The sequence below is a fragment of the Peribacillus faecalis genome (genome assembly GCF_014712675.1).
Classification (GTDB): Bacteria; Bacillota; Bacilli; order Bacillales; family DSM-1321; genus Bacillus_AD; species Bacillus_AD faecalis.
The window spans coordinates 1-25,295 of the sequence record NZ_JACXSI010000041.1 but is presented as its reverse complement, the minus strand read 5'-3'; the positions used below and the strand labels follow the sequence as shown (position 1 = coordinate 25,295).

29 protein-coding genes are annotated in these 25,295 nt (G+C 39.5%); 7 read left to right on the top strand and 22 right to left on the bottom strand.

What is annotated here, in order from left to right:
• Positions 1 to 184: 184 nt before the first annotated feature.
• From IEO70_RS15145 to IEO70_RS15135, 3 genes are read right to left on the bottom strand one after another with little or no spacing between them, the layout of a single operon-like run.
• On the bottom strand, positions 185 to 811 hold the full coding sequence (locus tag IEO70_RS15145) for an ABC-2 transporter permease (RefSeq protein WP_190999216.1): 627 nt from the start codon (positions 809 to 811) through the stop codon (positions 185 to 187).
• Positions 808 to 1,668: an ABC transporter ATP-binding protein gene (locus IEO70_RS15140; protein ID WP_190999215.1), complete on the bottom strand. Its 861-nt coding sequence runs from the start codon at positions 1,666 to 1,668 to the stop codon at positions 808 to 810. Before IEO70_RS15140 ends, IEO70_RS15145 begins: the two co-directional genes overlap by 4 nt.
• Positions 1,668 to 2,045, bottom strand: coding sequence for a GntR family transcriptional regulator (locus IEO70_RS15135; RefSeq protein WP_190999214.1), 378 nt, complete (start codon positions 2,043 to 2,045; stop codon positions 1,668 to 1,670). Before IEO70_RS15135 ends, IEO70_RS15140 begins: the two co-directional genes overlap by 1 nt.
• A gap of 226 nt (positions 2,046 to 2,271) precedes the next feature.
• Here IEO70_RS15135 and IEO70_RS15130 point away from each other — a divergent pair, with 226 nt between their 5' ends.
• Positions 2,272 to 2,610, top strand: coding sequence for a phage holin family protein (locus tag IEO70_RS15130; protein WP_190999213.1), 339 nt, complete (start codon positions 2,272 to 2,274; stop codon positions 2,608 to 2,610).
• Positions 2,611 to 2,705: 95 nt separating this feature from the next.
• Here IEO70_RS15130 and IEO70_RS15125 read toward each other — a convergent pair whose 3' ends face one another.
• On the bottom strand, positions 2,706 to 2,951 hold the full coding sequence (locus IEO70_RS15125) for a hypothetical protein (RefSeq protein WP_190999212.1): 246 nt from the start codon (positions 2,949 to 2,951) through the stop codon (positions 2,706 to 2,708).
• Positions 2,952 to 3,121: 170 nt separating this feature from the next.
• On the opposite strand from IEO70_RS15125, the gene IEO70_RS15120 reads away from it, so the two are divergent.
• Positions 3,122 to 3,349, top strand: a complete 228-nt coding sequence (locus tag IEO70_RS15120) for a hypothetical protein (protein ID WP_190999220.1) — start codon at positions 3,122 to 3,124, stop codon at positions 3,347 to 3,349.
• 38 nt (positions 3,350 to 3,387) lie between these two features.
• Here IEO70_RS15120 and IEO70_RS19880 read toward each other — a convergent pair whose 3' ends face one another.
• The 3 genes from IEO70_RS19880 to IEO70_RS15105 form a co-directional block, all read right to left on the bottom strand.
• Positions 3,388 to 3,900 carry a hypothetical protein gene (locus tag IEO70_RS19880; protein ID WP_206711613.1) on the bottom strand — a complete coding sequence of 171 codons (513 nt, stop codon included), beginning with the start codon at positions 3,898 to 3,900 and terminating at the stop codon, positions 3,388 to 3,390.
• 457 nt (positions 3,901 to 4,357) lie between these two features.
• Positions 4,358 to 4,987 carry a hypothetical protein gene (locus tag IEO70_RS15110; protein WP_190999211.1) on the bottom strand — a complete coding sequence of 210 codons (630 nt, stop codon included), beginning with the start codon at positions 4,985 to 4,987 and terminating at the stop codon, positions 4,358 to 4,360.
• A 336-nt stretch (positions 4,988 to 5,323) separates the two neighbouring features.
• The gene (locus IEO70_RS15105; protein ID WP_190999210.1) at positions 5,324 to 5,731 is read right to left on the bottom strand and encodes a YkvA family protein; all 408 of its coding nucleotides are present in this window, start codon (positions 5,729 to 5,731) and stop codon (positions 5,324 to 5,326) included.
• Between the two features lie 148 nt (positions 5,732 to 5,879).
• On the opposite strand from IEO70_RS15105, the gene IEO70_RS15100 reads away from it, so the two are divergent.
• Both IEO70_RS15100 and IEO70_RS15095 read left to right on the top strand, forming a co-directional pair.
• Positions 5,880 to 6,797: a YIEGIA domain-containing protein gene (locus tag IEO70_RS15100; protein ID WP_328820941.1), complete on the top strand. Its 918-nt coding sequence runs from the start codon at positions 5,880 to 5,882 to the stop codon at positions 6,795 to 6,797.
• Position 6,798: 1 nt separating this feature from the next.
• A complete protein-coding gene (locus tag IEO70_RS15095; protein WP_190999209.1) occupies positions 6,799 to 7,005 on the top strand; it encodes a capping complex subunit for YIEGIA in 207 nt (68 codons plus the stop codon).
• A 354-nt stretch (positions 7,006 to 7,359) separates the two neighbouring features.
• Here the strand turns inward: IEO70_RS15095 and IEO70_RS15090 are convergent, their stop codons facing one another.
• The 13 genes from IEO70_RS15090 to IEO70_RS15030 all read right to left on the bottom strand — a co-directional run bounded on the left by IEO70_RS15090 (position 7,360) and on the right by IEO70_RS15030 (position 18,752).
• Complete coding sequence (locus IEO70_RS15090) at positions 7,360 to 7,638, bottom strand: hypothetical protein (protein ID WP_190999208.1); 279 nt, start codon at positions 7,636 to 7,638, stop codon at positions 7,360 to 7,362.
• Positions 7,639 to 7,763: 125 nt separating this feature from the next.
• Positions 7,764 to 8,630 carry a dTDP-4-dehydrorhamnose reductase gene (gene rfbD, locus IEO70_RS15085; RefSeq protein WP_190999207.1) on the bottom strand — a complete coding sequence of 289 codons (867 nt, stop codon included), beginning with the start codon at positions 8,628 to 8,630 and terminating at the stop codon, positions 7,764 to 7,766.
• Entirely contained in the window at positions 8,627 to 9,361 is a 735-nt protein-coding gene (locus IEO70_RS15080; protein ID WP_190999206.1) for a sugar phosphate nucleotidyltransferase, read from the bottom strand. Before IEO70_RS15080 ends, rfbD begins: the two co-directional genes overlap by 4 nt.
• Positions 9,362 to 9,403: 42 nt before the next feature.
• On the bottom strand, positions 9,404 to 10,456 hold the full coding sequence (gene pseI / locus IEO70_RS15075; protein WP_328820940.1) for a pseudaminic acid synthase: 1,053 nt from the start codon (positions 10,454 to 10,456) through the stop codon (positions 9,404 to 9,406).
• The gene (pseH, locus tag IEO70_RS15070) at positions 10,443 to 10,997 is read right to left on the bottom strand and encodes a UDP-4-amino-4,6-dideoxy-N-acetyl-beta-L-altrosamine N-acetyltransferase (RefSeq protein WP_190999205.1); all 555 of its coding nucleotides are present in this window, start codon (positions 10,995 to 10,997) and stop codon (positions 10,443 to 10,445) included. The genes pseI and pseH overlap by 14 nt, the downstream gene beginning before the upstream one ends.
• A 1-nt stretch (position 10,998) precedes the next feature.
• Entirely contained in the window at positions 10,999 to 12,033 is a 1,035-nt protein-coding gene (gene pseG / locus IEO70_RS15065) for a UDP-2,4-diacetamido-2,4,6-trideoxy-beta-L-altropyranose hydrolase (RefSeq protein ID WP_190999204.1), read from the bottom strand.
• A gap of 19 nt (positions 12,034 to 12,052) precedes the next feature.
• On the bottom strand, positions 12,053 to 12,781 hold the full coding sequence (locus tag IEO70_RS15060) for a cytidylyltransferase domain-containing protein (RefSeq protein WP_190999203.1): 729 nt from the start codon (positions 12,779 to 12,781) through the stop codon (positions 12,053 to 12,055).
• A gap of 5 nt (positions 12,782 to 12,786) precedes the next feature.
• Complete coding sequence (pseC, locus tag IEO70_RS15055) at positions 12,787 to 13,995, bottom strand: UDP-4-amino-4,6-dideoxy-N-acetyl-beta-L-altrosamine transaminase (protein WP_190999217.1); 1,209 nt, start codon at positions 13,993 to 13,995, stop codon at positions 12,787 to 12,789.
• Positions 13,985 to 14,953, bottom strand: coding sequence for an NAD-dependent epimerase/dehydratase family protein (locus tag IEO70_RS15050; RefSeq protein ID WP_190999202.1), 969 nt, complete (start codon positions 14,951 to 14,953; stop codon positions 13,985 to 13,987). Before IEO70_RS15050 ends, pseC begins: the two co-directional genes overlap by 11 nt.
• A 14-nt stretch (positions 14,954 to 14,967) precedes the next feature.
• Positions 14,968 to 15,972: an SDR family NAD(P)-dependent oxidoreductase gene (locus IEO70_RS15045; RefSeq protein WP_190999201.1), complete on the bottom strand. Its 1,005-nt coding sequence runs from the start codon at positions 15,970 to 15,972 to the stop codon at positions 14,968 to 14,970.
• A 31-nt stretch (positions 15,973 to 16,003) separates the two neighbouring features.
• A complete protein-coding gene (locus IEO70_RS15040; protein WP_190999200.1) occupies positions 16,004 to 17,395 on the bottom strand; it encodes a glycosyltransferase family protein in 1,392 nt (463 codons plus the stop codon).
• Between the two features lie 2 nt (positions 17,396 to 17,397).
• On the bottom strand, positions 17,398 to 18,186 hold the full coding sequence (locus IEO70_RS15035; protein WP_190999199.1) for a glycosyltransferase family 2 protein: 789 nt from the start codon (positions 18,184 to 18,186) through the stop codon (positions 17,398 to 17,400).
• Positions 18,187 to 18,368: 182 nt separating this feature from the next.
• Positions 18,369 to 18,752: a hypothetical protein gene (locus tag IEO70_RS15030; RefSeq protein WP_190999198.1), complete on the bottom strand. Its 384-nt coding sequence runs from the start codon at positions 18,750 to 18,752 to the stop codon at positions 18,369 to 18,371.
• 205 nt (positions 18,753 to 18,957) lie between these two features.
• Between IEO70_RS15030 and IEO70_RS15025 the strand changes: the two genes are divergently transcribed.
• Both IEO70_RS15025 and IEO70_RS15020 read left to right on the top strand, forming a co-directional pair.
• Positions 18,958 to 19,200, top strand: coding sequence for a hypothetical protein (locus tag IEO70_RS15025; protein ID WP_190999197.1), 243 nt, complete (start codon positions 18,958 to 18,960; stop codon positions 19,198 to 19,200).
• 6 nt (positions 19,201 to 19,206) lie between these two features.
• Positions 19,207 to 20,181, top strand: coding sequence for a CgeB family protein (locus tag IEO70_RS15020; RefSeq protein ID WP_190999196.1), 975 nt, complete (start codon positions 19,207 to 19,209; stop codon positions 20,179 to 20,181).
• A 58-nt stretch (positions 20,182 to 20,239) separates the two neighbouring features.
• On the opposite strand, the gene IEO70_RS15015 is transcribed toward IEO70_RS15020, so the two are convergent.
• Entirely contained in the window at positions 20,240 to 22,870 is a 2,631-nt protein-coding gene (locus IEO70_RS15015; protein ID WP_190999195.1) for a calcium-translocating P-type ATPase, PMCA-type, read from the bottom strand.
• A 264-nt stretch (positions 22,871 to 23,134) separates the two neighbouring features.
• Positions 23,135 to 24,214, bottom strand: coding sequence for an N-acetylneuraminate synthase family protein (locus tag IEO70_RS15010; RefSeq protein WP_190999194.1), 1,080 nt, complete (start codon positions 24,212 to 24,214; stop codon positions 23,135 to 23,137).
• A gap of 194 nt (positions 24,215 to 24,408) precedes the next feature.
• Here IEO70_RS15010 and IEO70_RS15005 point away from each other — a divergent pair, with 194 nt between their 5' ends.
• Positions 24,409 to 24,933, top strand: coding sequence for an HdeD family acid-resistance protein (locus IEO70_RS15005; protein ID WP_190999193.1), 525 nt, complete (start codon positions 24,409 to 24,411; stop codon positions 24,931 to 24,933).
• Positions 24,934 to 25,295: the final 362 nt, after the last annotated feature.

Sequence of the window (25,295 nt, the reverse complement as noted above, 5' to 3'; positions counted from 1 at the left end):
GATTCCGCGTCACCACGGACACCCTTGCGTTAAGCTAACTGTTACTTCTGCCTTCACAGCTCGGGACTTTCACCCTATAGATTGCACCCATGCCGGGCGCACTTAAAAAGAGCAGCATGCGAATATTACCATGCTGCTGTTTATTTTTACCTATTCTATAAACCCCCCCACTACCAAACTACAATTAAAAATCTTTTGCCGTATAAATCTTAAGCGAAGTAATATATGAGATTCCCATCACAATAATCGCGACAACTACTTCTCCGGCTAATAATATTTGTGGCGTGACGTTGTTTAGCAGATCCAAATTGTTATTCGAAAAATAAATAAATATTACTGAAGGAATTGCAACTACAACGATAATGAGCATACGGCTTTTTTCAACACCAAACTTATAAATAAGCGGGAATAGTATGGATAAAAATACTAGAGCAACTATGCCAATCATTACATTCGACTCGATTAAAACATTCCACTCAATTGGTAAAGATTTCATGCTCGAGACGATCATATTTAAAATGATTGCTAATACGGTTGCAAAGCTGACAAACAATAGCCCAATTACATATTTCGCTTTAACAATTTGTTTACGTGTTACAGGCAGTGTTTGAGCAAACAAATCCCATTTCGCATGCTGGTCGTATGAAAATGATGATATCGGAAGCATCGCCATCCATAAAATAATCATGCCTGATAAGAAACTCGCATCATCCATTGAAAATGTAATGATTGTGAAAAACAGAACAAATAACAGTAATGTTTTTACATAGCTTTGAAAAGCCAATAAATCCTTTAATATTAAACTTTTCATTGTCGATTCCCTTTCACATAAAATAACATAATATCGTCAATCGTAACGGGGTCCATTACGAAATCGGGATACTTTTGGCGAATTTCTACCTTGTCCTTCACTAAAGCCTCAACTTGAAACTCGCCTTTTCGATAGCCGATAAAATCCGCTACATCTAAACGTTCAAATTCACTTGCTCCACATTTTAATACCGCATAATTATAGATTAAATCGTCCTTCATTTCGGTAAATACAATTTCTCCTTCGTGAATGAACGTGATATAATCTGCTATTTTCTCCAGATCTGACGTAATATGCGATGATAATAAAATCCCACGCTCCTCATCTTGAATAAACGTTAGAAATTCATCTAATATTTCATTTCGAACAATTGGATCTAAACCACTTGTAGGCTCATCTAATATCAAAAGCTTCGCATCATACGATAACCCAATCGAAAGAGACAATTTCATACGCATCCCTTTAGAAAACTCTTTAATCTTTTTATCACGAGGCAATTTAAATTTTTGTAAATAATGGGCAAACTTTTCACTATTCCATTTATGATAAAAACCTTTTAACACCTTTTCGATCTGATGTGCAGTGAAATCTTCATAAAAGAAACATCCTTCCATCACAACGGCGATATTTTGCTTTATCTTTTCAAATTGATGATCAACCGGTTGCCCCAAAATTTGAATATCTCCTTGCTCACGATGAATAGCCCCGATAATTGCTTTAATCGTAGTCGTTTTGCCGGCCCCATTTTCTCCGATAAAGCCAACGATACTCCCTTTTGGAACTTGGATATCGATATTTTTAAGTGAAAATGTATTATAGTCTTTACATAAGCCTCGAACTTCTAATAAATATTCCATTATAAATCTCCCTCATATATAATCGTTAACATTTCTATAAGCTCCTCTAATGAAATGTTACTCGATTGTGCAATTGTGGCTGCTTGCGTTAAATGATTTTCTGCCTGTTTTAACTGTTCCTCACGAATAAAGTCTAAATTTCTGCTACTAACAAAGCTTCCTCGCCCTTGTACAACTTCAATAAAGCCGTCCTTCTCAAGATCGGCATATGCGCGCTTCGTCGTAATGACACTCACCTTCAGCTCCTTGGCAATAACACGAATAGAAGGCAACATCTCACCTTCTTTCAATGTCCCATTCATGATGAGTGCCTTTATTTGCGAAGATATTTGCTCGTAAATTGGCTTCTCACTTGCATTACTGATAATAATGTCCATACAGCACCTCTGTTCATACAGTATATACTGTATATATTATATATACACACTATAAAAAAATACATGCTTGCTGTCAAGTATGTATACTTCGAGAAAAAAGGGTCCTTTCAATATAAGTAAGTGGACTATTACTATGCTTTATCCGTTCCGGCAATCAAAACTTGCATATACTATAACAATACTGCTACGCTTAATTAAGAAAGTTTGCCAGAAGGAGTTTTTTAACATGGGATTTTTATTGCGTTTTTTTGTTAATGGTTTTTTATTGCTCGGAATTGATTGGCTGTTTGATGGAATGGAGATAGAGGGGTATGGAACAGCATTACTCTTCATTATCATCCTTAGCATTTTAAACATACTTGTGAAACCGATTCTGCATTTAATTAGTCTTCCTATCACGCTGTTAACATTAGGATTGTTCTCCTTTTTGATCAATGCCTTTGTTTTTTATCTCGCCTCTAAATTTGTGTCAGGATTTCACATTGAAGGATTTTTCACAACAGTTTTTGCTTCTATCTTGTTTAGCCTTGGACAAAGTATGTTCGCATCTATTGAAAAAGAGTAATGTTCTGATTAATTATTTGATGATATATGGCAGTATTGAAATAACAATAAAAGCCAGTGGAAATTTTAACTCCACCGGCTTTTACCTATTCAAATTCAAATTTCACTTTCATCCGCAATTCCACTGTATTGAATGGAATAAAATGTTTCACCATCATACTCGTATGCAGTATATGGGTACCATCTGTTATTATTCTTCAAGGTTTCTTTCTGAATAGGGCGAAATTGAGCAATTACCTCTTCTTTATCGTATTTATCAATCGGAAAGAAAAAATATTCATATGTTCTGTCCCCATTGTTCCGTCCCATACGTTTTGCACTTATAACATGATATTTTGTCACAGTGTTGTCCCCCAATTTTTTCATCTTTACTATATCTTATATATAAAATTTAGACATTAGACCTGGATTGCTGTTAAACTGACAATTCAGGAGTGACCGTTTCTTTTATCATTGAAATACCACAAAATATGCTACAATATATGAATAATCATTTAAATGAAGGTGATCCCATGTCAAACGACATCCAAAACCAAGTAATTAATACAGCAAACGAACACAAGAAACCGGAAGACTATTACGGCACGTTTGATACTACTATCCTATACGAATACAAAGATCAACCGGACATTCGTTCCGGACGTTGCGATAATTGCGGCAATGCTAAGTTCAAAAGTTCAGCAAAAAACTATGTTTATATTCGTGAATGTGTAAATTGTGGAATGAAAAAAAATATATAACCCTGTCTAATCGATAGGGTTTTTTTAATGAAAAGCTATTAATCAATATTGAAACAATGCAGAAACTCTTTTTTCTTCTCGATATGGATACCATGCCCGCAATCAAATCTGACTATCTCACTCTTCTCCATCAATTGATTGGCCCTTTGCGCATCTTCATCACTCATCGCAGCTAATAAGACACCTTCATCACTGTAATTAGTTTCGGCTTTCATAAGAATTGTTTTGCAATGTATCTTTTTCAGCATATCTTCATGGGAGATTCCCGCATGAAATATATCATCATAAAATGCCTCACCAAAATACGGATCATAATGATTCATCCCTTTATATGCGCTTAAAGCGTTCTTCGGCCAGAAAGGAATCTTCAAATCGCGCTCAGGATGCTTTTTACGGTTTTTCTGTGCCATCGCTACCATTTTGCTTTTCAGTTTCTCTCTCGATTTGTCAGGGAAGAACTCCCACATTTTTTGGTTTTCAAAATAATAAGTAACAAAATCTTCCTCTGATTTCCCGGTGATATATTTATGGCAAACGGTCGATAAATCCAAATAGTTATACGTTTTAAATCTTCGCTCCCCTTGGCATGAAAATAGAGGTGGATCTTCTAAAAGTGGCGCTCACACAAATCTGAATACGCTGCAATATAAGCGGCGATTAATCCTCCGGATGAGTGTCCTGTCACATATACTTTATTGCCGACAATGTTCTCGATAAATTAAATGAGCGCACTCCCTATCGTCTGAATATTATATAGTTTCCTGTCGTGACTGCTATAACCGTGACCAAAGCAGTCGACAGCATACACATGATATTTCTTGGACACCTCCCGAAACACATTATCATAACTTAACCCGCAGACACTTTGGGCATGGATCATCACGAGCGGCTACAGATCATTTTTCACTTCATAATAATGGATGTCTCCTAAACTTGAATGATATGTATTTTCGATATATCTCCCCTTCATTACCGCACTCGCACTCCCTTTCAGATTTGCTTACTGGATTATTCTTTTAGCCATTCATATGCTCTTATCTTGCTTGTATTAAAATCACTATTCAAAATTAACTCCATACTTTTTTTAATTAATCGTTCGTATCTTTCAATATTTAAATCTGATTCTTCCATTGGTTCCTCATCGGCATTTAAATTATTCTCTATTAAAATCTCATGAGTCAGCCAAAGCCCGCAAAACAATGAAGACAAACTGCCAAACCCTTTTATTAAGGCATCTAAAATTTCACTCTTATATTGGGAAGATAAGTCATCTAAAGCATTAGCCAATAACAAGTCTTCTTCCTCCTCTTCCATCTCAAATGATTGACCGACTAATTGACCCATTCGAAACGGATTTATCTGAAACTGTACTACCCACTCGTCTTTATCTATTGAAAATTCTCTCTCCATAGCAATTGATATGAATTCACAATAAAAATCTAGAATCGTATATAGACGAATGTAAACAATATGCTTTTCAATATCATTTGAATACGTTGTCAACCCGATTTTTTCAATGCCGCTCCATGCCTTCTTAACCCATAAATATTTCATGTTATTATCCCATCCGATAAAAGATAGAGTTTCCTTTAAGGAATCATAAATATCTTCCCATTCAATTTTTGTTAAGCAAGTCATGTTGTTCATCTCCCGCCATCATATAATTCTACTAGTTATGTACCCTTTCTCTTATGACTCATTACATCCAAAATTATACATTTAGTGTGACTAATCTATATTATACTTTTGATTTCCACTGCGGGCGGACGCTTTCCGTGGGGCATGCGCCAATCCTCCTCGTCGCTAACACTCATGCGGTGTATCGGCCTGCACGCTTCCCCCACAGGAGTCGTCGCCCTTCGTTCCAGTCAACGAACAATAATTGCGGAAAATAACAACAAAGGATAAAAGAGCCTAACAAAAAAAGAGCAACACACAAACGGTTGCTCTAATTGATTATTGACTTTATGATCCTCAAATCTTCCCGTCCACTTCTGCCGTATCTACATCCTCCCCAAACCAATCACTCAATTTGCTTTTCGCTTTCGCTTTCACTTCATCATCAATGTAGAACGCTATTTGCAATAAAGCCAATCCTAATACACCCAGATCATCTGTATAGCCGAGGCCGGCAGCTAAATCCGGAATTAAATCAATCGGTAATATAAAATAGCCTAATGCTCCTATAATAGTTGCTTTTGCTTTCGCCGGGATGTTTGGTTTTTGAAGTGTAAAATAGAGAAGCAATACTGTATATACGACGTTGACACCGGCTTTTTTGCCGAGTTTTTTTAACTTAGTCCAAAATTTATCATCAGAATAATACTTTTTTGTTTTCTCAAGTTCATTTTCTAAGTTTTCTTTATCCAATTCTTTATTCATAATTTTATCCCCTTTTTTATAACAGGCTTCTTTCTTATTATACAAAATTTCTAAAATTACCACCCTTATATTGTTTATTCAAATTCGATTAAAATGTCTACTGCAAGTCTATCCGTTCAGTAAACAGGAAATACTGTTTTCTGAAGGAGTGAGAATATTGAACGGTGTTATTGCAACTGAGCATATTGTTATCATTGTGACAGCGATTATTGTCGGTACCATTTCGCGCATTATTACTTTGAGGGAAGATTATCGTCAATATCCAAGCTATCCGAACGGTTACTTAATTAATATCGTTGCTGGTTTTGCTGCCGCGGCTCTTGGAGCTGTCGCTATTCCCGCCATCCTCACCAAAAACTTTGTCGCTGTCACTTTTTTGACGATTGCTTTTCAGCAGTTTCGGGATGTCCGAAAAACAGAACGTGAAAGTTTAAAAGACCTTGAAAATACTGAATCCGCCGCTCGCGGGGATGCATATATTGATGGAATCGCGAAAACCTTTGAAGCCAGGAATTATATTTCGCTCATTGTCTCACTTGCAACAGCGCTTTCTATGCAATTGATTCATTCTCACCTCATGTGGATTAATATTATAAGCGGCTTGATTGTCGGCTTCTCCGTTCTATTTTTGTTAAAGAGGTTCTCAAAAGGAAAAACTGTCGGTGATATTGCCGACGTTACAGAAGGATCAATTGAGATAAAAGGTTCTGAGCTTTATGTTGATGGTATTTTTGTGTCAAACCAGCTTGGCACAGAGAATGCGCGTAATTTGTTTAAAAATGAAGGCATGGCGGTGGTCGTCCATCCGAAAGAAGCGCACTTCCGGATTACGTTAGATAACTTTGGACAAAGACAGGCGATGCTATTTGAATCGACAAGATCAGTCGGAGTGAAGCGATATCATTTCACAAGAAAAGATTACGAACAAGGACGGATTATCATCACACTCGTACCAATTATTAATGATATCGATAAAATGATTGAAACTGTCAAAAATACGCCATTGCTTGAAAGTGTTAAGAAAAGCCAAGCGGTTATGCAAACGAACATTAAGAGGAGAGATTGATGTGGGACATGAATCGACAACAAAACCAAATTATGAAATTTTGGCATTCATTACGACTGATAAAGAGCGTGTTCTTGCCGGACAAGCATTATCTCTTTTAGCGAGAAATCATCAGGAAGCTGAATCTATGACAGTCGATATCGCCAAAGCAATGAAAGCAGATGTTGTACAGATGAAATCAGGGGATTACCTTGTATTGCGAAATTAACCAGAAGCCGGCTGAACAAGTTCTACCGGCTTCTATGAATTACAGACTCCCCTTTGATATTCTACCTTTTCCCCTCTGTTCACCGATTCAGAAGAGTATAACACTGCTGTCAGACATAAAAGGAAGAATATTAATCCCTTATGTATTCTATTAAAAACTTATCTCAATTTCGGTCTAATAGTAGAAGCGTCATATAAAAAATGAGAAGATGCCGCCATCTCAGCAGCATCTTGTTCGTTTTCTAAGCGTATCAACAGCGTGAGAATTATTAAGGTAAGCTTTTTTATCTAATTACCGTACCGTTTTTTCTCTCTAGTCGGCCCATTTCAATGTTACCTAAATCCCATCAATGCATTAGCTGGAAAACTCAATGGAGGAGACATCTTTTACATCTACAGCAAGTAGATTACCTGCGGCAGAAACAAAGTAAGCGGTTTTACCATTGACTGTCACAAAAGAGGCTACTGCGGTGCTTACTCCGTTAATTACTACAGAACTAAGTGGAGTTCCGGGCGTCAAGCTGAATAAAATATCTTTTACTCTATCACCGCTGGAATGATCGTGATTTTGACAGTTACTATGTTTGTGACTATAGCCAGAATGATAGTTGCTGCTTTCATAATATTTCCCCATGTCCAATTCACTCCTTTCTGTATCCCCTTGTTACAGGGAGCAATACAGTATATTAAATATAAAAGAAATTGCTTGGACACCTTTATCACTTCTGTAAAAGTATGCATATAAAGCAGGATATTCACCTATTTTTCCCTCGTTGACTCTTCATGACGACTGTATTCTTTACTAATAAAGTACGACAAAGCTGACTGCCAATCCCGCATTTTGATGCCGTCTTCTTCTAATTTTCTATGAGCGAGAACCGAATAATGCGGCCTCGGTGTTTTGAATTGGTATTGACCGGTTGAGATGGGCACAATTACAGTCGATTTGCCTGTTAATTTCATGATTTCTTTCGCAAAATCGTACCAGCTGCATTCACCGGAGTTCGTAATATGATAAATGCCAGTCTTTTCTTCCATAATGGCACAGATTGTTTGTGCAATATCAAGTGTATAGGAAGGACTGCCGAACTGGTCATTTACAACGGAAATTGATGCTTTTTTATTCGAGAGCTCCATCATTGTGCGGACAAAATTATTCGTGTCATGGCCATATAACCATGATGTTCTGACAATCAGAACATTGTTGCATACTTTTAAAAGCAGTTCTTCACCCATGAGCTTGCTTTTTCCGTAGATTGTTTGCGGATTGGTGCGGTCAGACTCGTTATACGGGAAACTTTGATCGCCGGAAAACACATAATCTGTGCTGATATGCACTAGCTTCGCCTTGTGAACATTCGCTGCTTTCCCAAGGTAATACGGACCTAACCCATTCACTAAATATGCTTTCTCCACTTCAGTTTCACAGTCATCCACTTTGGTTAGTGCTGCGCAATTAATAATTAAATCCGGCTTAATACACGCACATATGCGCTCTATTTCGTCACGTTTTGTAATATCCAGTTCTTTCTTAGCATATGGAAACACATCATTATCATTCTTTGAAAGAAGCGCAACGATTTCCTTACCCAGTTGTCCTTCAGCTCCTGTAATGATGATCTTCATATTATTTCCTTCTCCCATATTTGCTGATAAACGAGACGATTTGCTTCAAAGAGCGATTCGTGCGTCCCCGCATCAATCCACCAGCCGCTCAGTACATCATAGGATAAATTCCCGTCTTTTATATACAAATTGTTTAAATCAGTAATTTCCAGTTCATCACGTTCGGAAGCTGTTAGTAAGTCAATATATTCAAAGACTGATGGGTCATACATATAAATACCTGTCACACAATAGTTGGAGACGAATGATTTCGGTTTTTCGATGATCGATGTAATCCTTTTCCGATTATCATCAACTTTAGCGACACCGTATCTCTCCGGATTGGCCACTACTTTAAGCAATACTTTTGCGCCTTCTTCTTGTTTATACCGCTGCAAATAAGGCACAAGTGAATCTTCAAAAATATTGTCGCCTAAAAGCATTACAAAACGTTCGTCTTTTACAAAGTCTTTTGCGTATGTCAAGCCGTGCGAAATTCCTCCCGCATAAGGTTGAATTGCATAGCTCAGCTCGATTTTTTGCTCATTTCCAGTTCCGAAAATCGCTTTATAATGCCCAAGAGATTCTTCATTCGTAATTATTAATATTTCCGTAATACCCGCTTCTTTCAGCTTTTTAATTGGCCATTGCACCATCGGATACGGTCCGACCGGGAGCAAATGTTTGTTGACAATTTTTGTGAACGGTCTTAGTCTTGTGCCCGTTCCTCCTGCTAAAATAACTCCTTTCACTTTATTCACGCCCCTTTTTTATATGCGTATTGCAAGGATGGCTCATAATAAATCATCCCAAGTCAGAGGGGTCCCCATCTTCATTGCTTTACGAATTTTACGTCCAATCAGCAAATCGTAATATTTGGGTTCCAGGCCATAGCCCGGCCGGATAATGCGAATATTGTCTGCTGACAGTTCCTGTCCTACTTGAAGGTCCTTTGATACATATATTGATCGTCTGAACTGCAATGATTTCTTTTCGGCTTTCGTCGGTCCGATAAAAATAGTGCCGAGCGCTTGCCAAGCATTTTTCGTTTCCTTGACTAACCCTGAAAATTCATGCGGTTCTAAAGAAAAGGCAGCATCAACTCCGCCTTGTGACCGGTCAAGCGTAAAATGCTTTTCAATGACAGTTGCCCCCAATGCGACACTTGCGACTGCTACTCCAATTCCTAACGTATGGTCCGACAATCCGATTTGCGTATTGAATGTCTTTTGCAAATGCGGAATACTATAAAGATTAGAGTTTTCCGGCTTTGCCGGATAGCTGCTGGTGCATTTCAGCAAGATAATATCTTCACAGCCTTCTTCACGAATGACCTTTACTAGCTCATCAAGCTCACCTACTGTCGCCATGCCGGTCGAAATGATCATCGGTTTACGCTTGGCCGCCACTTTTCTTATTAACGGAATATCCGTATTTTCAAATGACGCAATTTTGTAGCACGGCACATCAAGACTTTCCAAAAATTCCAGCGAGCTTTCATCAAATGGTGTGCTAAATGGAATCATCCCCAATTGTTTGCTGAGTGCAAAGATTGGCTCATGCCATTCCCACGGTGTGTACGCTTCTTCGTATAGCTGATAAAGCGTTTTGCCCTTCCATAGCTGATTTTTTTCATTCACGATGAAATCTGCCCGATCACAATTCAGCGTCATCGTATCCGGTGTATACGTTTGGATTTTCAACGCATGCGCTCCCGCTTCTGCAGCAGCTTTCACAATCTTTAGCGCTTGCTCGAGCGACTGATTATGATTGCCGGACATTTCTGCTATAATAAACGGCTCGTGGTCAGGACCAATCATTTTTGAAGCAATTTTAATCTTTTTCACGTTTTTCTCCCTCCCCGAGTAAAAACGGTTCCACCCTTTCCCAGTTCTCTTTCAATAAACCGAACAGAATGACATTGATAAATTTTCCATTTCTAGCAATCTGACTTTTTAAAAGCCCCTCTTCTTCAAAGCCTAATTTACGGTGATAAGACAAGCTTTTCACATTAAAGTCAAGCACTTGCGCGCATACTTTCCGTACAGCCAACTGACGAAACGCATAGTCAAGCGCAAGTATCCCCATCATGCTACCCGAACCAGGCGGACTGGATAAATCACCGATGTAAAAACCCCATTCGCACGTTTGATTTTTCACATCAATCGTGAATTGGACAGAGCCGATTGGCTTTGCTTCATAAAGACATATCATCAGCTTTTTTCTGTTGTCGCCTTCAATGCTCTTAAACCAGCTGTAATGATCATCAAGAGCGATTATATCGTCATTCATCATAAATGAACGGACATTGTCGGCATTTCGCCATTCGTACAAATAATCGAGATCTTCTCTGCTTACTTCACGCAATTGATAGTTTCCCCACGTCATTTTACCCCTCCATTATCTGGTCAATCAGCTCGTAAAATCGGTCTTCACCCATAATCTGTTCCGCCTTTTCTGACATTTCCCGCACGGATGTGCTATTGTTTAACAGCTCATCAAGCGTCCGCTCAATCATCCATTCATTTACATGCCTACTAGTGCCCAAATAACGAACAGCGCCGGTCTCGCTCACTAATTCTGTCAATGCAAGCTGGTTTTCAGCAGTTACTATGACGATAGCCGGCAAGCCCATGTAACACCGTTCCCATGTTGCGCTGCCTCCCGCTCCAATTGATAAATCAGCTTTTCTCATGCGCTCTGCCATATTTTCAACTTGGATAGAACATTGCATATTAGGAAGTGTTTCGCACAACTCTGCTACCCTCTCTCTTTTCGTATTAGAATGACCAACGATTATGTCTATCGATAAATGTGCATATTTATTGTTTTTCAAAACTTGCAGAACACGCAGTGTTTCCATCGTCGGATCGCTTCCTCCGAAAAACACGAGTAAGCGCTTGATTTCTCCTGTTCTTATTCTTTGTTTCACTTTTTCTTCCCGAAATTCATCACGCAACATCGCATAACTTGTTCCCAACAGCAGTCGGCAGAATTCCGGAACTAAACGGCCGTATCTTTCCGGCTCATCCGACATATTTGCATCAACCAGCACATCACACTGATGAAGTCGATTGGCTAAATCATCAATGACAACGATTTTACCGGTAAAATTCCCCACAAGCGCTTCCCATTGATAATCGATGTCGTAATGATCAACGATGACACAATCTACGCGGCCAAACCGCTGCAAAACACGAACCGTTCTGTCGGCATCCTCCTGCCAATTCCACTGTGAAGCTGGCAATAGTTCTACATTAAATCCTTTCTCCGTTGCACAATGACCGATATGGCCCGGCAAATCGCGACAAATGAAAGAAATATTCGCCCCTCTTTTGCGCAGTTCTTGAGCGATTGTAAGACAGCGCATCATATGTCCGATACCGATTTCCGAAGACGAATCAGCACGTATGACAATAACCAACCCCTCCCCCCTCCTTTAGCTAACTGCGCTTTTGTTGAATATTCTCATTTAGTCGAACGACATCCGGTCTTTGCTTTAAAAAGGCGATAACATCTTGCTGCGAAAAAAATGGAGATTGTACATACAAATGTTGAAGAATATGTTCAATGACCTGTAAATCCTCCGGCGTATCGACAGTTAAGCGAAAGCCGCTCTCATCAGTCTCTTGTTTTACTTGCTTAATGTGAAACTTGTGCGGATGTCGTACGATATAGGACGTCACATGCTCCCTGTCCGGATAGGCTGTTGCTTCTTGATGCACACGATTTAATACCGCAAAAGGAAAAACTTCTGTATCCATCCCGCGTGGATACGTTCGTTCAATCGTATTTGATACATAATCAAAAGAGGGATCTTGCAGAAAGTGACTGATGACATCATCAACAACAGCTGGATCAATAATCGGACAATCAGATGTGATGCGCACAATCACATCTGCATTTACGTTTTGTGCCGCTTCATAATATCTTGACAGCACATCTTGCTCTGAACCTTTGAAATACGATAAGGAACGCTCTTCGCAATAGCGGACAATCTCCTTATCTCGCTCAATGACAGTTGTAGCTATCACAATATCATCAAGCATTTTCGCCCGCTTTAAACGTTCAATTTGGTAATCGAGCAGCGGTTTATTCATCACTTGCTTCAATACTTTCCCAGGCAATCGAGTCGACCCCATTCTTGCCTGAATAATGGCTACTACTTTCATCTTCTTCACTCCCGCCGCTGACTTCTGTAGTAGTGAACAACTTTCTTGAGAGCCGTTACGACATCTGCCGCATCACTCTTGGTCATAGACGGAAATAACGGCAGCGTGACAAATTGTTCATAACAGCTCTCAGCAATCGGGCAGCTGCCCTTTTCGTAGCCTAATTGCTGATAATACGGGTGCAGATGCACAGGAAGATAATGAACATTGACGCCGATGTTTTCCTTTTGCAAGGCTTCAAATATCGTTTTACGTCCGGCTGATAATCGGTCAAGCTTCAATTTAACAATGAAGAGATGCCAGCTGGAGTCCACGTGCGGAATTATTTGCGGCAGCACTAATTCATCTATGTCTGACAATTGTTCTCGATAGTACTGCACCAGCTGCTTTCTTTGCTCAATAAAGACATGCAGTTTCTGTAATTGCGTCACGCCGAGGGCAGCCTGAATATCAGTAATTCTGTAGTTAAATCCGAGAAATTGCATTTCATAATACCAAGGACCTTGATTTTCAATGAGCGCAGACGGCTCTCTCGTAATGCCGTGCGTCCGGAATTGAAGCAGTTTCTCATAGTAGCCCTGGTTATTTGTTGTTATCAAGCCACCTTCTCCTGTTGTAATATGTTTGACTGGATGAAAGCTGAACATCGTCATATCGCCGATTGAACCGATTTTTCGATTTTTGTACAGAGCACCAAGTGCATGAGCTGCATCCTCAATGACAACGAGCTTATGCTCATCCGCGATTTGCATTATCGCGTCCATCTCCGCCGGCTGTCCGGTGAAGTGTACCGGAACAATCGCCTTCGTCTTCCCTGTTATGAGCTGTTTGATTGATTTCGGGTCGATATTATACGTCTGCGGATCGATATCTGCAAAAACTGGCCTGCCGCGCTGATAAAGTACGCTGTTGGAAGTTGCCGCAAAAGTCATCGGGGTTGTAATGACTTCATCGCCTTCAGTGATGCCGGCAGCGTAGCAGGCAGCGTGCAAGGCCGCTGTCCCATTGGAAAATGCGACCGCATACTTTGCTCCAGTCGCTTCAGCCATGTCGCGCTCAAACACCCGAATCACTGGACCTGTTGTTAAATAATCGCTTTTTAGCACCTTTATGACCGCCTCAATATCTTCATCATCTATCGCTTGCCGGCCATATGGAAGATATGTTTCTCTGACCGGCTTGCCGCCGTTAATCGCAAGCTCCTCACCCATTATTCATTTCACCCTCTTGCAGCTTTGTTTCTTTAATCCATTGTTCGGTCCTTTTAATGCCTTCTTCAATGGAAACTTTCGAAGTCCAGCCAAGTACTTCTTTCGCTTTTCTGGAATCGCACAGCAATTTTTGGATTTCACTTTGTGGATGAATATGCGTAACGTGGCGAATCGGTACGGATTTCTTGGACACGAGCTCTGCTAAAGCATTAATCGATATATCCTTTCCGGTACCGGCATTGATGATTTCTCCATTCAATTTATCGCTATAACCCGCTTCGACAACAAAATCCGCACAATCCTCTACATAAAGGAGATCTCGTGTCTGCGTACCGTCTCCATAAATTTGAATCGGATTGCCGACAAGCTTATTATGAATAAAGATTGCGACTACGCCGCCTTCTCCGCCTGATTTTTGAAAAGGTCCGTACGTATTAAATGGTCGTACAACTACGGCCGGCAAATCATAGGCGAAATAATAGGATAAGACAAGATTTTCCGCGCCGATTTTCGCCCCGGCATACGGAGAAGCTGGCTTTGTCGGCGAACATTCATTAATGCCCTGCTCATCGTTTGCCCGGTCATACACCATACAAGTGCTCATAAAAACTATTTTGACATGCTTTTCTCGGCACTCCTCAAGCAAATAAAAGGTTGCGACGGTATCATTCAAAAAGGTTGTTTCAGGATCATCGATGCTGTCCTGAACATTGATGCTCGCCGCTAGATGATAGCAAACATCAAATTGGACTCTTTCAAATAAATCATGAAGCGCTTTCCTATTTTTTACGTCCATCTCAATCACGTCTATTAGGCCGCTATCATTTAAAAACTCTTTTACATTGCTAATCTCTGAATTAGCGAAGTTATCAATTACCCAGACTTGATGTCCGTCCTGTAATAGCCTTCTGACAACCCATCTGCCGATAAAACCGGTACCGCCTGTAACGAGTATTTTCATTTTCGCTTCCTCCCTCAGATGAGATTTTCGCTTTTCAGCATGGCTCTGACTTGCTCCTTATCAAGCGGAGTCTGCCCTTGCGAACTATATGTGCCATGCTCTGCATTTTTTGCGTTTTCATATTGTATGTTAGAAACATACGGAGAGGGAATGATAAATAGCTCTTCAAGCTCAAGCGCAGTTAACGATTCATCGAATGTCATCAGCTCTTCGTACCTTTTCTCGCCTGGCTTTAGGCCAATTTCGAGGATTTTTGTTTTGGAGGAGTGCAATTGATATTGTTTGACTGTTTCCTCAAGCACCACTTCTGCCAAATCGCACAGCCTAATGACTGGCATCTTCAAAATGAAAATCTCCCCGCCCTTCGATATTTTCAGCGCTTCGATTGTCAATTTTGTCGCCTGCTCTAGCGTCATCATAAATCGCGTCATTGATAGCTCTGTCACAGTGAGGTTTTTGCCATCTCTTATTTGTTTCACGAATAAGGGAATAACCGATCCGCGCGAACCCATAACATTCCCAAAGCGTACACTGGAGAAAATCGTTTTTTTCGATCCTTTCCAATATTCAGCTGACGTAATCAGTCTTTCAGCCGATAATTTCGTTGCTCCGTAATTATTTGTCGGCGAAATCGCTTTATCCGTGCTTGTAAAGACAACTTTTTTCACATTTTGATTTTGCGCTGCTTTTATGACGTTATACGTGCCGATAATATTGATTTGCACAGCCTCGAACGGATTATATTCACAAAACGATACATGCTTCATCGCCGCCGTATGGAAAACATAGTCGATATCTTCCATAGCGCTGAACACCCGGTCGTAATCACGAATATCTCCTATTAAAAATCTAAGGTTACTATAATCGCTCATCTCATTTTGAAATTGAAACTGCTTAAACTCATCGCGGCTGAATATGCGAATTACTTCAGGCTCTTCTTTCAGCAAATGTCTGACGATGTTTTGTCCGATTGTTCCGGTTCCGCCGATGACCAATATTTTTTTTCCTTTAAAAAACACATACTCTCCTCCTTTCCTGCCAGGTGATTTATTAAAAGGTCACTTTTTGTGCTAACTTTAACAGTTCATTACTGGCATTTACAGTTGGATAAGATCGTTTAAGAAAATTTTTCCTTAGCTGATTGTAAGCCGCTCTTTCCTTCTCACTTTTGAAATAGAGTTCAATTGTTTCAACTAATTTTTTGGGATCTTTTTCTGCATATTTACCCAGAATATTGAAGTAATCATATTCCCTGTTAGCATCCAAGAAATAATAAACAAAGGACGGTTTATTGAGGAGCATCGCTTCTAGTGCTACTGTAGAAAGAGAAGAAATGACACAATCCGATTCCTTGATTAAACTGTTTGTGTTCACAAGGCGCTTATTGTTGAGTTTCACATTTTTATATTTTTTTTCAAGCTCATTGTAAAGTGCGATTTTATTGTGAGCGATTTCCCATGGGTGCGGCTTTAACGTAATCTGATTACCGGAATTGGCTGCCAACTGTGAGATAAGCGATTGGAATTTTACGGTATTTAAACCGGGACCAGTCGTCAGCAGTATTTTTCGTTTTGCAGTGATTCGATTTTTACCGGCTAGCGCAGTCGTTAGCTCATCGTAGCGGGGATGACCAATAATTGCAATCCGGTCTGCCTTCAGTCCTCTTTTCACGTACCAATCTTTCTCATACTGCCCGTAGACCGCCAAATGAGTTGTAAAGGCTGGCATAAAAGCTTCTTCCCCCATCAGCAGCCCATGCTGAAGACAAATTGTCGGCACTCCGCACATAAGTCCGACCAATGCAATTGCTCTGCTGTAAATATCCTCAGATGTTCCGATAATAACAACTTTCGGTCGCACAGCATGAAAAAAATTAAATACTGCCTCAATTCCATCAATGATTAACGGAATGTTTTGTAATAAACTCTTTATAAAGTGTTGATTTCCATAGGCCGGATGCTTCGGATATTTTTTAAGAACCCCGTTTACCATTTCTGTCAATTGGGTTGAAGGAACTTTAGTATCCTTTTTATAGGCATCAATATTTACATTCGGCATGCCAAAGTGATCCGCTTTTGCTGAGTGCGAAACAACTACTGCATTTTTCTTATCAAAAACATGAGAATATATGCTGTTAGGGAGTCTTGTGTATCCGTAAATGGCATTGATAACAATTTTATCTTTAGTTAAGTTTCTGACTTTATTTTTAATTGGATTTAGCTTTTTTTCAAAAAACGGCTGAATCTCTCCTTGGTGATGTATGCCTGCATGCTTTAAATGCTGAGAGAAGTCTTTTTTTTCCATCGACTGACGGAGATTGGCATCAATATGATGGTAGAAATTTGTCGCAAGTGCAATCGGAATTGATTTATAAGTAATCCCGTTGAAAATGTTTATAAATTCACTGTAAAGCGACCAATAATTTTTCAAATATATACTCAACGTCATCGCCTCCCTCTTTTCATTCGTCCTTTATTCAGCCTTAAATATTCCCGCAATTCCCTGCACGTTCTCTGCTTCGGCAATAAGCGAACAAATTCACTTTCTTGTTCTTTGTCGAGTTTATAATGTATTGATAACTCGGTCATGTAATTATCATCCAACGTCTCATTGATAGGGTGAAAATCCCAAAAATGATTCAATCTCCAAAAGAAACGTGCATCACCAATACGATAAAATTCCGGGTTTTCATCCCAATAGGAACCAAAACGCTTTTTTATGACAGGCAAGACCGTTCTTCTATGCATAATCGAGCAGTGATCCACTACACATGGTGCTATCGAAAGAATCCCTCTTGTCGCTCGGACTAATGTTTTTGTCACTTCATTTTTCAAATTAATATACCTTACCGTGGAAGCCGAATATACAATATTAATACGTTTATATTTTTCTAAGAATTTTACCATTTTCTCTAACCTATCAGGACGATAGCAATTATCGTCTGTCGCATAAGAAATATATTTCCCTGTACACTTTGTCAATGCTTCATTAATCAGCACTGCATACCGTGTCTTTTCTACTCTTTGCTGCATTGTTTGGATATTACTTCGGAAAAATTTAACTCTAGCGTCATTTAAATAAGGTTTAATTGCTTTAATTGTTTCCTCATTCGAATTATCATCCATTATTATTAGCTCAAAATTTTTATATGTCTGATTCAAAATGGCATTAATGGAATTCCCCACATATTGAGGTTTGTTATAGCTTGTCATTATTATTGAGACTTTTGCCATCTTCACACTCCCCTTTATATTCCTTTTCATCCTATGTCCAATCGTTTATATGCGTGATAGTGCAATATCCTAGTTTTTAATATTCCAATATAAATAGAAGCTTTTTTTCAGCAATTTTTTAACAGCACAAAAAGTTGGCCTCCACTCTTCGTATGAAAAGTGAAGGCCAAAATGTGTTTCTTTTATACAGTTGTTGCAGCAGGGAAAGTAATGGCATCGATTTGTCTCGCATTGGCGAGAACCAGTGTACCATCTGCTCCCTCAAAAGTTGCGATACCCGTTTGGCGATTGAACGAAACGAAGCTTGTTACCGGCACCACTGTTCCATCTATAATGACGGAACTAAGAGCTGTACCAGGTGTCAATCTGCTCAATACTGATATAACACCGCTGTTATTTCTAAAGAAGAAAGCTCCGTCATTAGGGAATTCAGGTATTACTGGACCTGGTCCAAATTCAGGTGAGCGTCGTTTCCGTCTTTTCTTTTTGCAAGGTTTGAATTCTGAAGGAAATGAGCAGCAAACCTCCCAATTATGTGAATCCATAAAATCTTTACATTTTCCCATTTAATCATCATCCCCTATTATTTATTTCTAATAGTTTATGTAACCGTTGAAAAAGTGACATATCTATTTCCAACTTTTTGTCCAAAGAACGAAAAATAGGTGTTTAAATCATTTTTGATAGATATGAGCAATTCAACCATACAAATCGGTCTTCAAACGTATATTTTATTGTGAAAGTTAATTATTTCTTAAGGAGTGATTTAGAATGTCTAGAAGAGATCATGATCGAGTTAGATTTGGTTTTGAAGAAATTTTAGAAGGCTTATCCCCTGGTACGACAGTCACAATCGTCACATTTTCCGGCGATGTAATCGGTCCGGCACAATTCGTATCATTTGATGAAAAAACAGGTATTGTTACACTAAGAGAAGCTGGCACAGCAACACCTGGCGATGGCACTGTCATCTTATTGCTTGCTTCCCGCATTGAATCCATTCAATTTCCTTAATAGGGTATGAGGGTATTTTACGTTCGATCGGGCTATAAAGGGATTTATCAGTTTATTGATGAGTGGATTAAGGAAGCTGCAATAAATAATAGGCTTGATTTTCAAGCCTTTTCCCCAATAATGAACCCAAGTGAACTGACAACCAATATTAATGCTCACAAACCCGATATCGTATTAATGAATATAGCCAATAAAATACCTTTCTCTTTAATAAAAACAATTAAAGACAACAACATTCCGCTTGCTATATGGCTGACCGAAGATCCATTCTACACAGACAGCAGCTTGCAAGTTTTGCCGTTCGCCAATTACATTCTTACTATTGATGAAGGAGCTGCTCATTATTATCGTACTCTCGGCTACCGTAACGTCTACATCTTACCGTTAGGAACAAGCGAAGAAACATTTAAACCGCTAAATATTAAAAAAGATGATGATTTATTAATTGTCGGATATCCGTATCCAGGGCGAGTGGAAATTGTTGAACAAATTTTCAACAGTACAAATTATTCAATCAGATTAATCGGAGATAAATGGAGAAAATTTTTGACTGTCAAACACAAAAAAAGCCGTAAAATTAACATCATCGATCGCTGGATTGCCCCCTCAGAAGTCAATGTTTACTATAACAAAGCAAAAATCATCCTTAATCCTCATAGAGAATACAATTTCAACCTTAATAAAAATGCACGACGTATTCATAATAAAAGCGTTAATAATCGGTTTTTCGATATTTTTTCGAGCGGGGGCTTTCAATTGTTTGAACAAAATATTAAACTGCCTGAACATTTCCCGCTCCTGTCGCAGATGCAATATTCCGGTCCGAATGATTGTGTAAAAAAAATCAATCATTTTATGCAGTCTCCTTCACTTCTGCAGGAAATAGCAGCAATCGGTCAGCAAACAACCCGGCAGCATCATACGTACACCCATAGAATTGAGCATTTAATTAATGTTATAACTAATCCATCTGCCAATTAAAAGGGTACTCCACAAGCAAAGAGCCGCTATCTCATTAAGTTTAGCGGCTCTTTGCTTGTTATCCATTGATTTTCAGTAACTTACAGATTTCTACCCCGGCAATAGGAAGTAATGATAGAGCAATTACCCATAGCCATTGGGTCTCGCTTAAGACAGCAAATTGAAAGATCTCTCTCAACACCGGAATAAATAAAATTACAAACAACAAGGCAGCTGTAATAAGAGTCGCTCCGTATAAATACATATTTTGACCATTACCTTTTGCGAAGATTGAGTCCGTATTTGAACGTTGATTGAAGGCATGCAATATTTGCGATAACGCCAATACACTAAATGCCATCGTTTGTCCAGCAGCATGGTTCACGGAACTGTAGCCGATTCGATAAGCGAGCACAGTGGCGACTGTAATGAACATGCCATGAACAATTACACGGTAGACAAGACCTTTCTCAAATAATGTTCCCGATTGAACAGGCTGATGCTTCATAATATTTCGTCCCGGAGGATCAATACCTAATGCCAATGCAGGAAGCGTATCGGTTACAAGGTTGATCCATAAAATATGTATCGCTAAAAATGGAGAATCCCAGTTCAGAACTGTAGCAATCATAATCGTCAGCAGCTCGGCCAAGTTTCCCGAAAGCAAGAATTGAATAACTTTTTGGATATTCCGATAAATACGGCGACCTTCTTTGACTGCCGCCACAATTGTCGTAAAATTATCATCAAGCAAAATCATATCTGATGCATCTTTGGCGACGTCTGTCCCGGTAATGCCCATCGCAACCCCGATATCTGCAGCCTTTAGTGCCGGCGAGTCATTGACGCCATCACCGGTCATCGCAGCCACTTCACCATTACGTTTTAACGATGCAATAATACGCAGCTTATCATTAGGCGACACACGGGCAAACACTGTTGCCTTAGCAACAATTTTGTCTAATTCACCGTCGCTCATTTTGTTCAGTTCATCACCTGACACAACAATATTGCCTTCTTCAAAAATGCCAAGCTCACTAGCAATCGCGAGCGCCGTCAGACGATGGTCGCCTGTTATCATGACAGTACGAATGCCAGCAGTTTTACATGTCCGGATTGCCTCTATAACTTCTTTTCGAGGCGGGTCAATCATACCGACGACACCAATGAAAGTAAGCTCATTTTCGACATCTCCATCTGGTACTTTCGGTAAACTGCGTTTGGCAAACCCAAGAACACGGAGTGCCTGTTCAGACATTTCATGGAAAATGTTTTTAATGCGGATTATATCGTTTTCAGTAATTGGTCTTTCTCCTTCTGCCGTGGCAATGCTTGTACATAATGGCAATACTTCATCAACCGCTCCTTTCACATAAGCGATAACTTCCCCATCTATATCATGCACAGTCGTCATCATTTTCCGAACCGAGTCGAACGGCTGTTCAAAAAGACGTGGATATTTTGCTTTAAGTACAGTCTGATTTTCACCGAAGTAATCAGCCAGGTAGATAAAGGCCCCTTCTGTCGGGTCGCCTATGACAGTATCCGGGTTTTCCGGATTTAAGCTGGCATCATTACAAAGCGCGCCTCCGTATATAATATCTTTATACTTTTTCGCCTCTGCTACTGCAACAGAGCAAGCTTGTCCTTTTTCAAAATCCTCCGCGACAGCAAGCTGGGTAACATTCATTTTATTAAGCGTCAATGTTCCAGTTTTATCCGAGCAAATGACGGAAGCACTACCTAATGTTTCAACAGCCGGCAATTTGCGGATTAACGCATTCCGCTTCGCCATACGCTGAACGCCAAGCGCCATGACAATTGTCGCTGTCGCAGGCAACCCCTCCGGGATTACGGCAACAGCCAGTGAAATGGCTGTCATAAATAGCGGTAAAATCGGTTTTCCGTAAAACAAACCTATCACAAAAATAATCACACATAATAAGATGCCGACTATGCTGAGCGTTTTCCCAACAGCTGCAAGCTTCCGTTTTAACGGCGTATCGAATTCATCTTGAGATTTCAACAGATTGGCAATATTGCCGACTTCGGTATTCATGCCGGTTTCTACAACAACCCCGACACTGCGCCCATAGGAAACAATTGAAGAACTATAAGCCATATTGATACGATCGCCTAGCGGACAATCTTCAAGACAAACCTCTCCGGCATCTTTTTCAACAGGAACTGATTCTCCGGTTAGCGATGCTTCTTGAATTTTCAAATTGGATGTTTGAATTAGACGAAGATCGGCCGGTACCATCGCACCATCATCCAGAAGCACAATGTCTCCAGGTACAAGCATACTTGCGGGAACCAGCTCTTCCTTTCCTTCCCGCTTCACACGCGCTGTCGGTGAATTCATTTTCCGGAGCGCTTCAAGCGATCCTTGCGCCTTCTTCTCCTGGACGATACTGATTACCGCATTTAAAATAACGATAAAAATGATAACGGAACCTTCAACAATTTCATGCATAACGAATGATAGAATACAAGCTGCAAGTAATATTAAAATCATCGGGTCAGTCAGCTGTTCAACGAGCATCGCCCAAATCGATTTCGCCTTTATTTGTCTAAGTTCATTTTTTCCGTACTCTACTAACCTCTTATTCGCCTCGCTTTCTGAAAGCCCCTCCTTACTTGTCTGAAGCTTCTCTATTATCTCTTCTTGCGATTGCGCATGCCACAATCTTTCTTTGTTGCTCCCCATAACAACACCCTCCAAAAGTAAAAAGACAAACTCTATGCCGTTTCTAGTTTTTACCCTTCTACAATGAAAAGTAATCAAAAAGAAAAATCGTCACCGGTCCTTTTGGTATAGCTTACACTCAAAATTTGCAGTTATCTTTAGATGATTACCTTCTTATTGTATGTCGTAAATCAAAAGGAGCAATGCGGGAGGACTAAGCATGGCAGGTGTAAGGTTAGACATATAAAAAAAGCCTTACATCATGTTGTTTTGTCAGATGTAAGGCTACTTCCTCAAATTATTCATACGTATTAGATCGATTAGTTTTCCCATTTCATTTCTATCTAATCTTTTATGCAACTCGTTAAACACTTTCAGTTGCTCTACATCTTGAGGTGTAATGCATTGATCCATTGTCAAGTTTTTCTTTGAAATAAGAGGCAAATCTCTCTCAAACTCTACTGGCTTGTAACCACGGCTGTCGCTTGATTTTTTATACATCACCTTTTCAAAAGTTATGACTTCTCCTTCTCTAATATCTTGATTTGCGACAACATTAAACGCATCTTTAAAATAGTTTCGTTGCGCTTCGTTTACAGTCCGGTTGCCCATTATAACTTCTGCCTGCCTCAGTTTAACAACCATTTGCCGAAATTCGCTCGGCTGCAATGAAGAATAATAGTCATAGCCCAATAAAGCCCGATTAAGTGTGAGATGCTTTTCAATAACTGTTGCACCCGCAAAGTAAGCATGAACAGGCAAGTCGATTGCTAATGGTCTCCCCGCTTCTTCATGATCGGCTAATCCGACCTCGCATTTGAACCTTTCTTTTATATAAATTAATCTAGCCAAATTAATATCTTCTTCATCTGTCGGATAACCTCGAAATCCATACAACAAGGTAACAGGCACATTTGTCAGACTCTGAATATATTGAAGTATTTGTTCAATTTCCCAATCATACCAGCCGCCGACTTCTAATAGAATTGGCTTATTTAATGTAAGAATTTCTTTCATGAAGAATTCCGATTGGGTTAACATACGCGGTATTTTAAAGCCGGTAATGTTTCCAAGATGCTTTCTTGCCATTTCTAATCCCCAGTTATCTAAATTATCGATCCATATTTCTAAATTTGCATGCATTGTCATTTGAATGATTTCTTCCCAATCGACCTCATTAATAAATAACTTTGCATATGCCTCATACCATTCATAATCCGGTGTTGCTATAGAATCGTATTTATACCATTGAAACTTGACCGCGTCAGCGCCCGCTTTTGCCGCTTCAATAATTAACTCTTTAAGATTATATACATCACCTTGGTGCGCATTGGCTATTTCAGCGATGATTTTTGTTTTTAACATCGTTGTCCCACCTTATTTAAGCAACTTTTACTTTCTAACGTATGTTGTAAAGGTTTGCCCTATTCCAATTCATATATAACCATACAAGTCTAAAAGTTTACTATTTTATCCTCTGTATAAACGGGTATAAACATACTAGATCTTTCGCCAATCAATTATTGCATAAAACATATAAAAAATAGGAAGGACTGAATATGATGAAAAAAACATGGACGTGGTTAGTTATGATTTCCGGGGTCGCAATGTTATTTTTAGGTGTCTGGTTCTTGTTTCATCCTGCGATATCATTGCTGACTTTCACGTCATTTATCGGAGTATTGTTGATGATTAATGGTATTTTCTTAATTGTCAATTATATTGTCAATTATACGTATACCAGTGCTTGGGTTTTAATCGAAGGGATTGTGACAACACTAATTGCTGTCATTATCCTATTGAACAGCAGAATGACCGTTCTTACGCTGACAGCAATGTTCGGAATTTGGGTTATCTTTTCCGGGCTTGTCCGTATTATTGCGGCCTTTGCCGTGAAGAAAGCTGAAATATCTAACTGGGTGTGGATTCTTACTTTTGGTGTCATTACAACTGTATTCGGATTCGTAATGCTTTCAAATCCGATTATCGGCGTGATTGGTATTGTTGTCGCAATGGGCGTGTTCTTCATTATCCAAGGCATCAATGCAATCAATACATTTTTCTTCTTAAGAGCAGTCTATTAAATAAGAAAAAACGAAAAGCGAAAGCGGACCGCAAGTAAGAACCAGCGACTAAGGACGATGCTACGTCCTGTAGCAACTTCGCTATGACTCACATCCTCCCAAGAAACCCTTTTAGTTTCTTGAGAGGAGTGGGAAAAGGGGACATCGGCTGAAGGCGCCACTTCCTGTTGCAACTCCGATATGACCTCCATCCTGTAGGCCTCCGAGCATGTCAGATATAAGGTTAGACAGCTATCTAAGTTCAAAAATTTTATACTCCCTCTATAAAGTAAGGTTTTTCTTTGTTTTTCTCTGTTTTTCGTAGAATTGCTATGCCGTTTGAATCAAATAAATGTGAAATACCCGTTAGAATGAGCTGAATT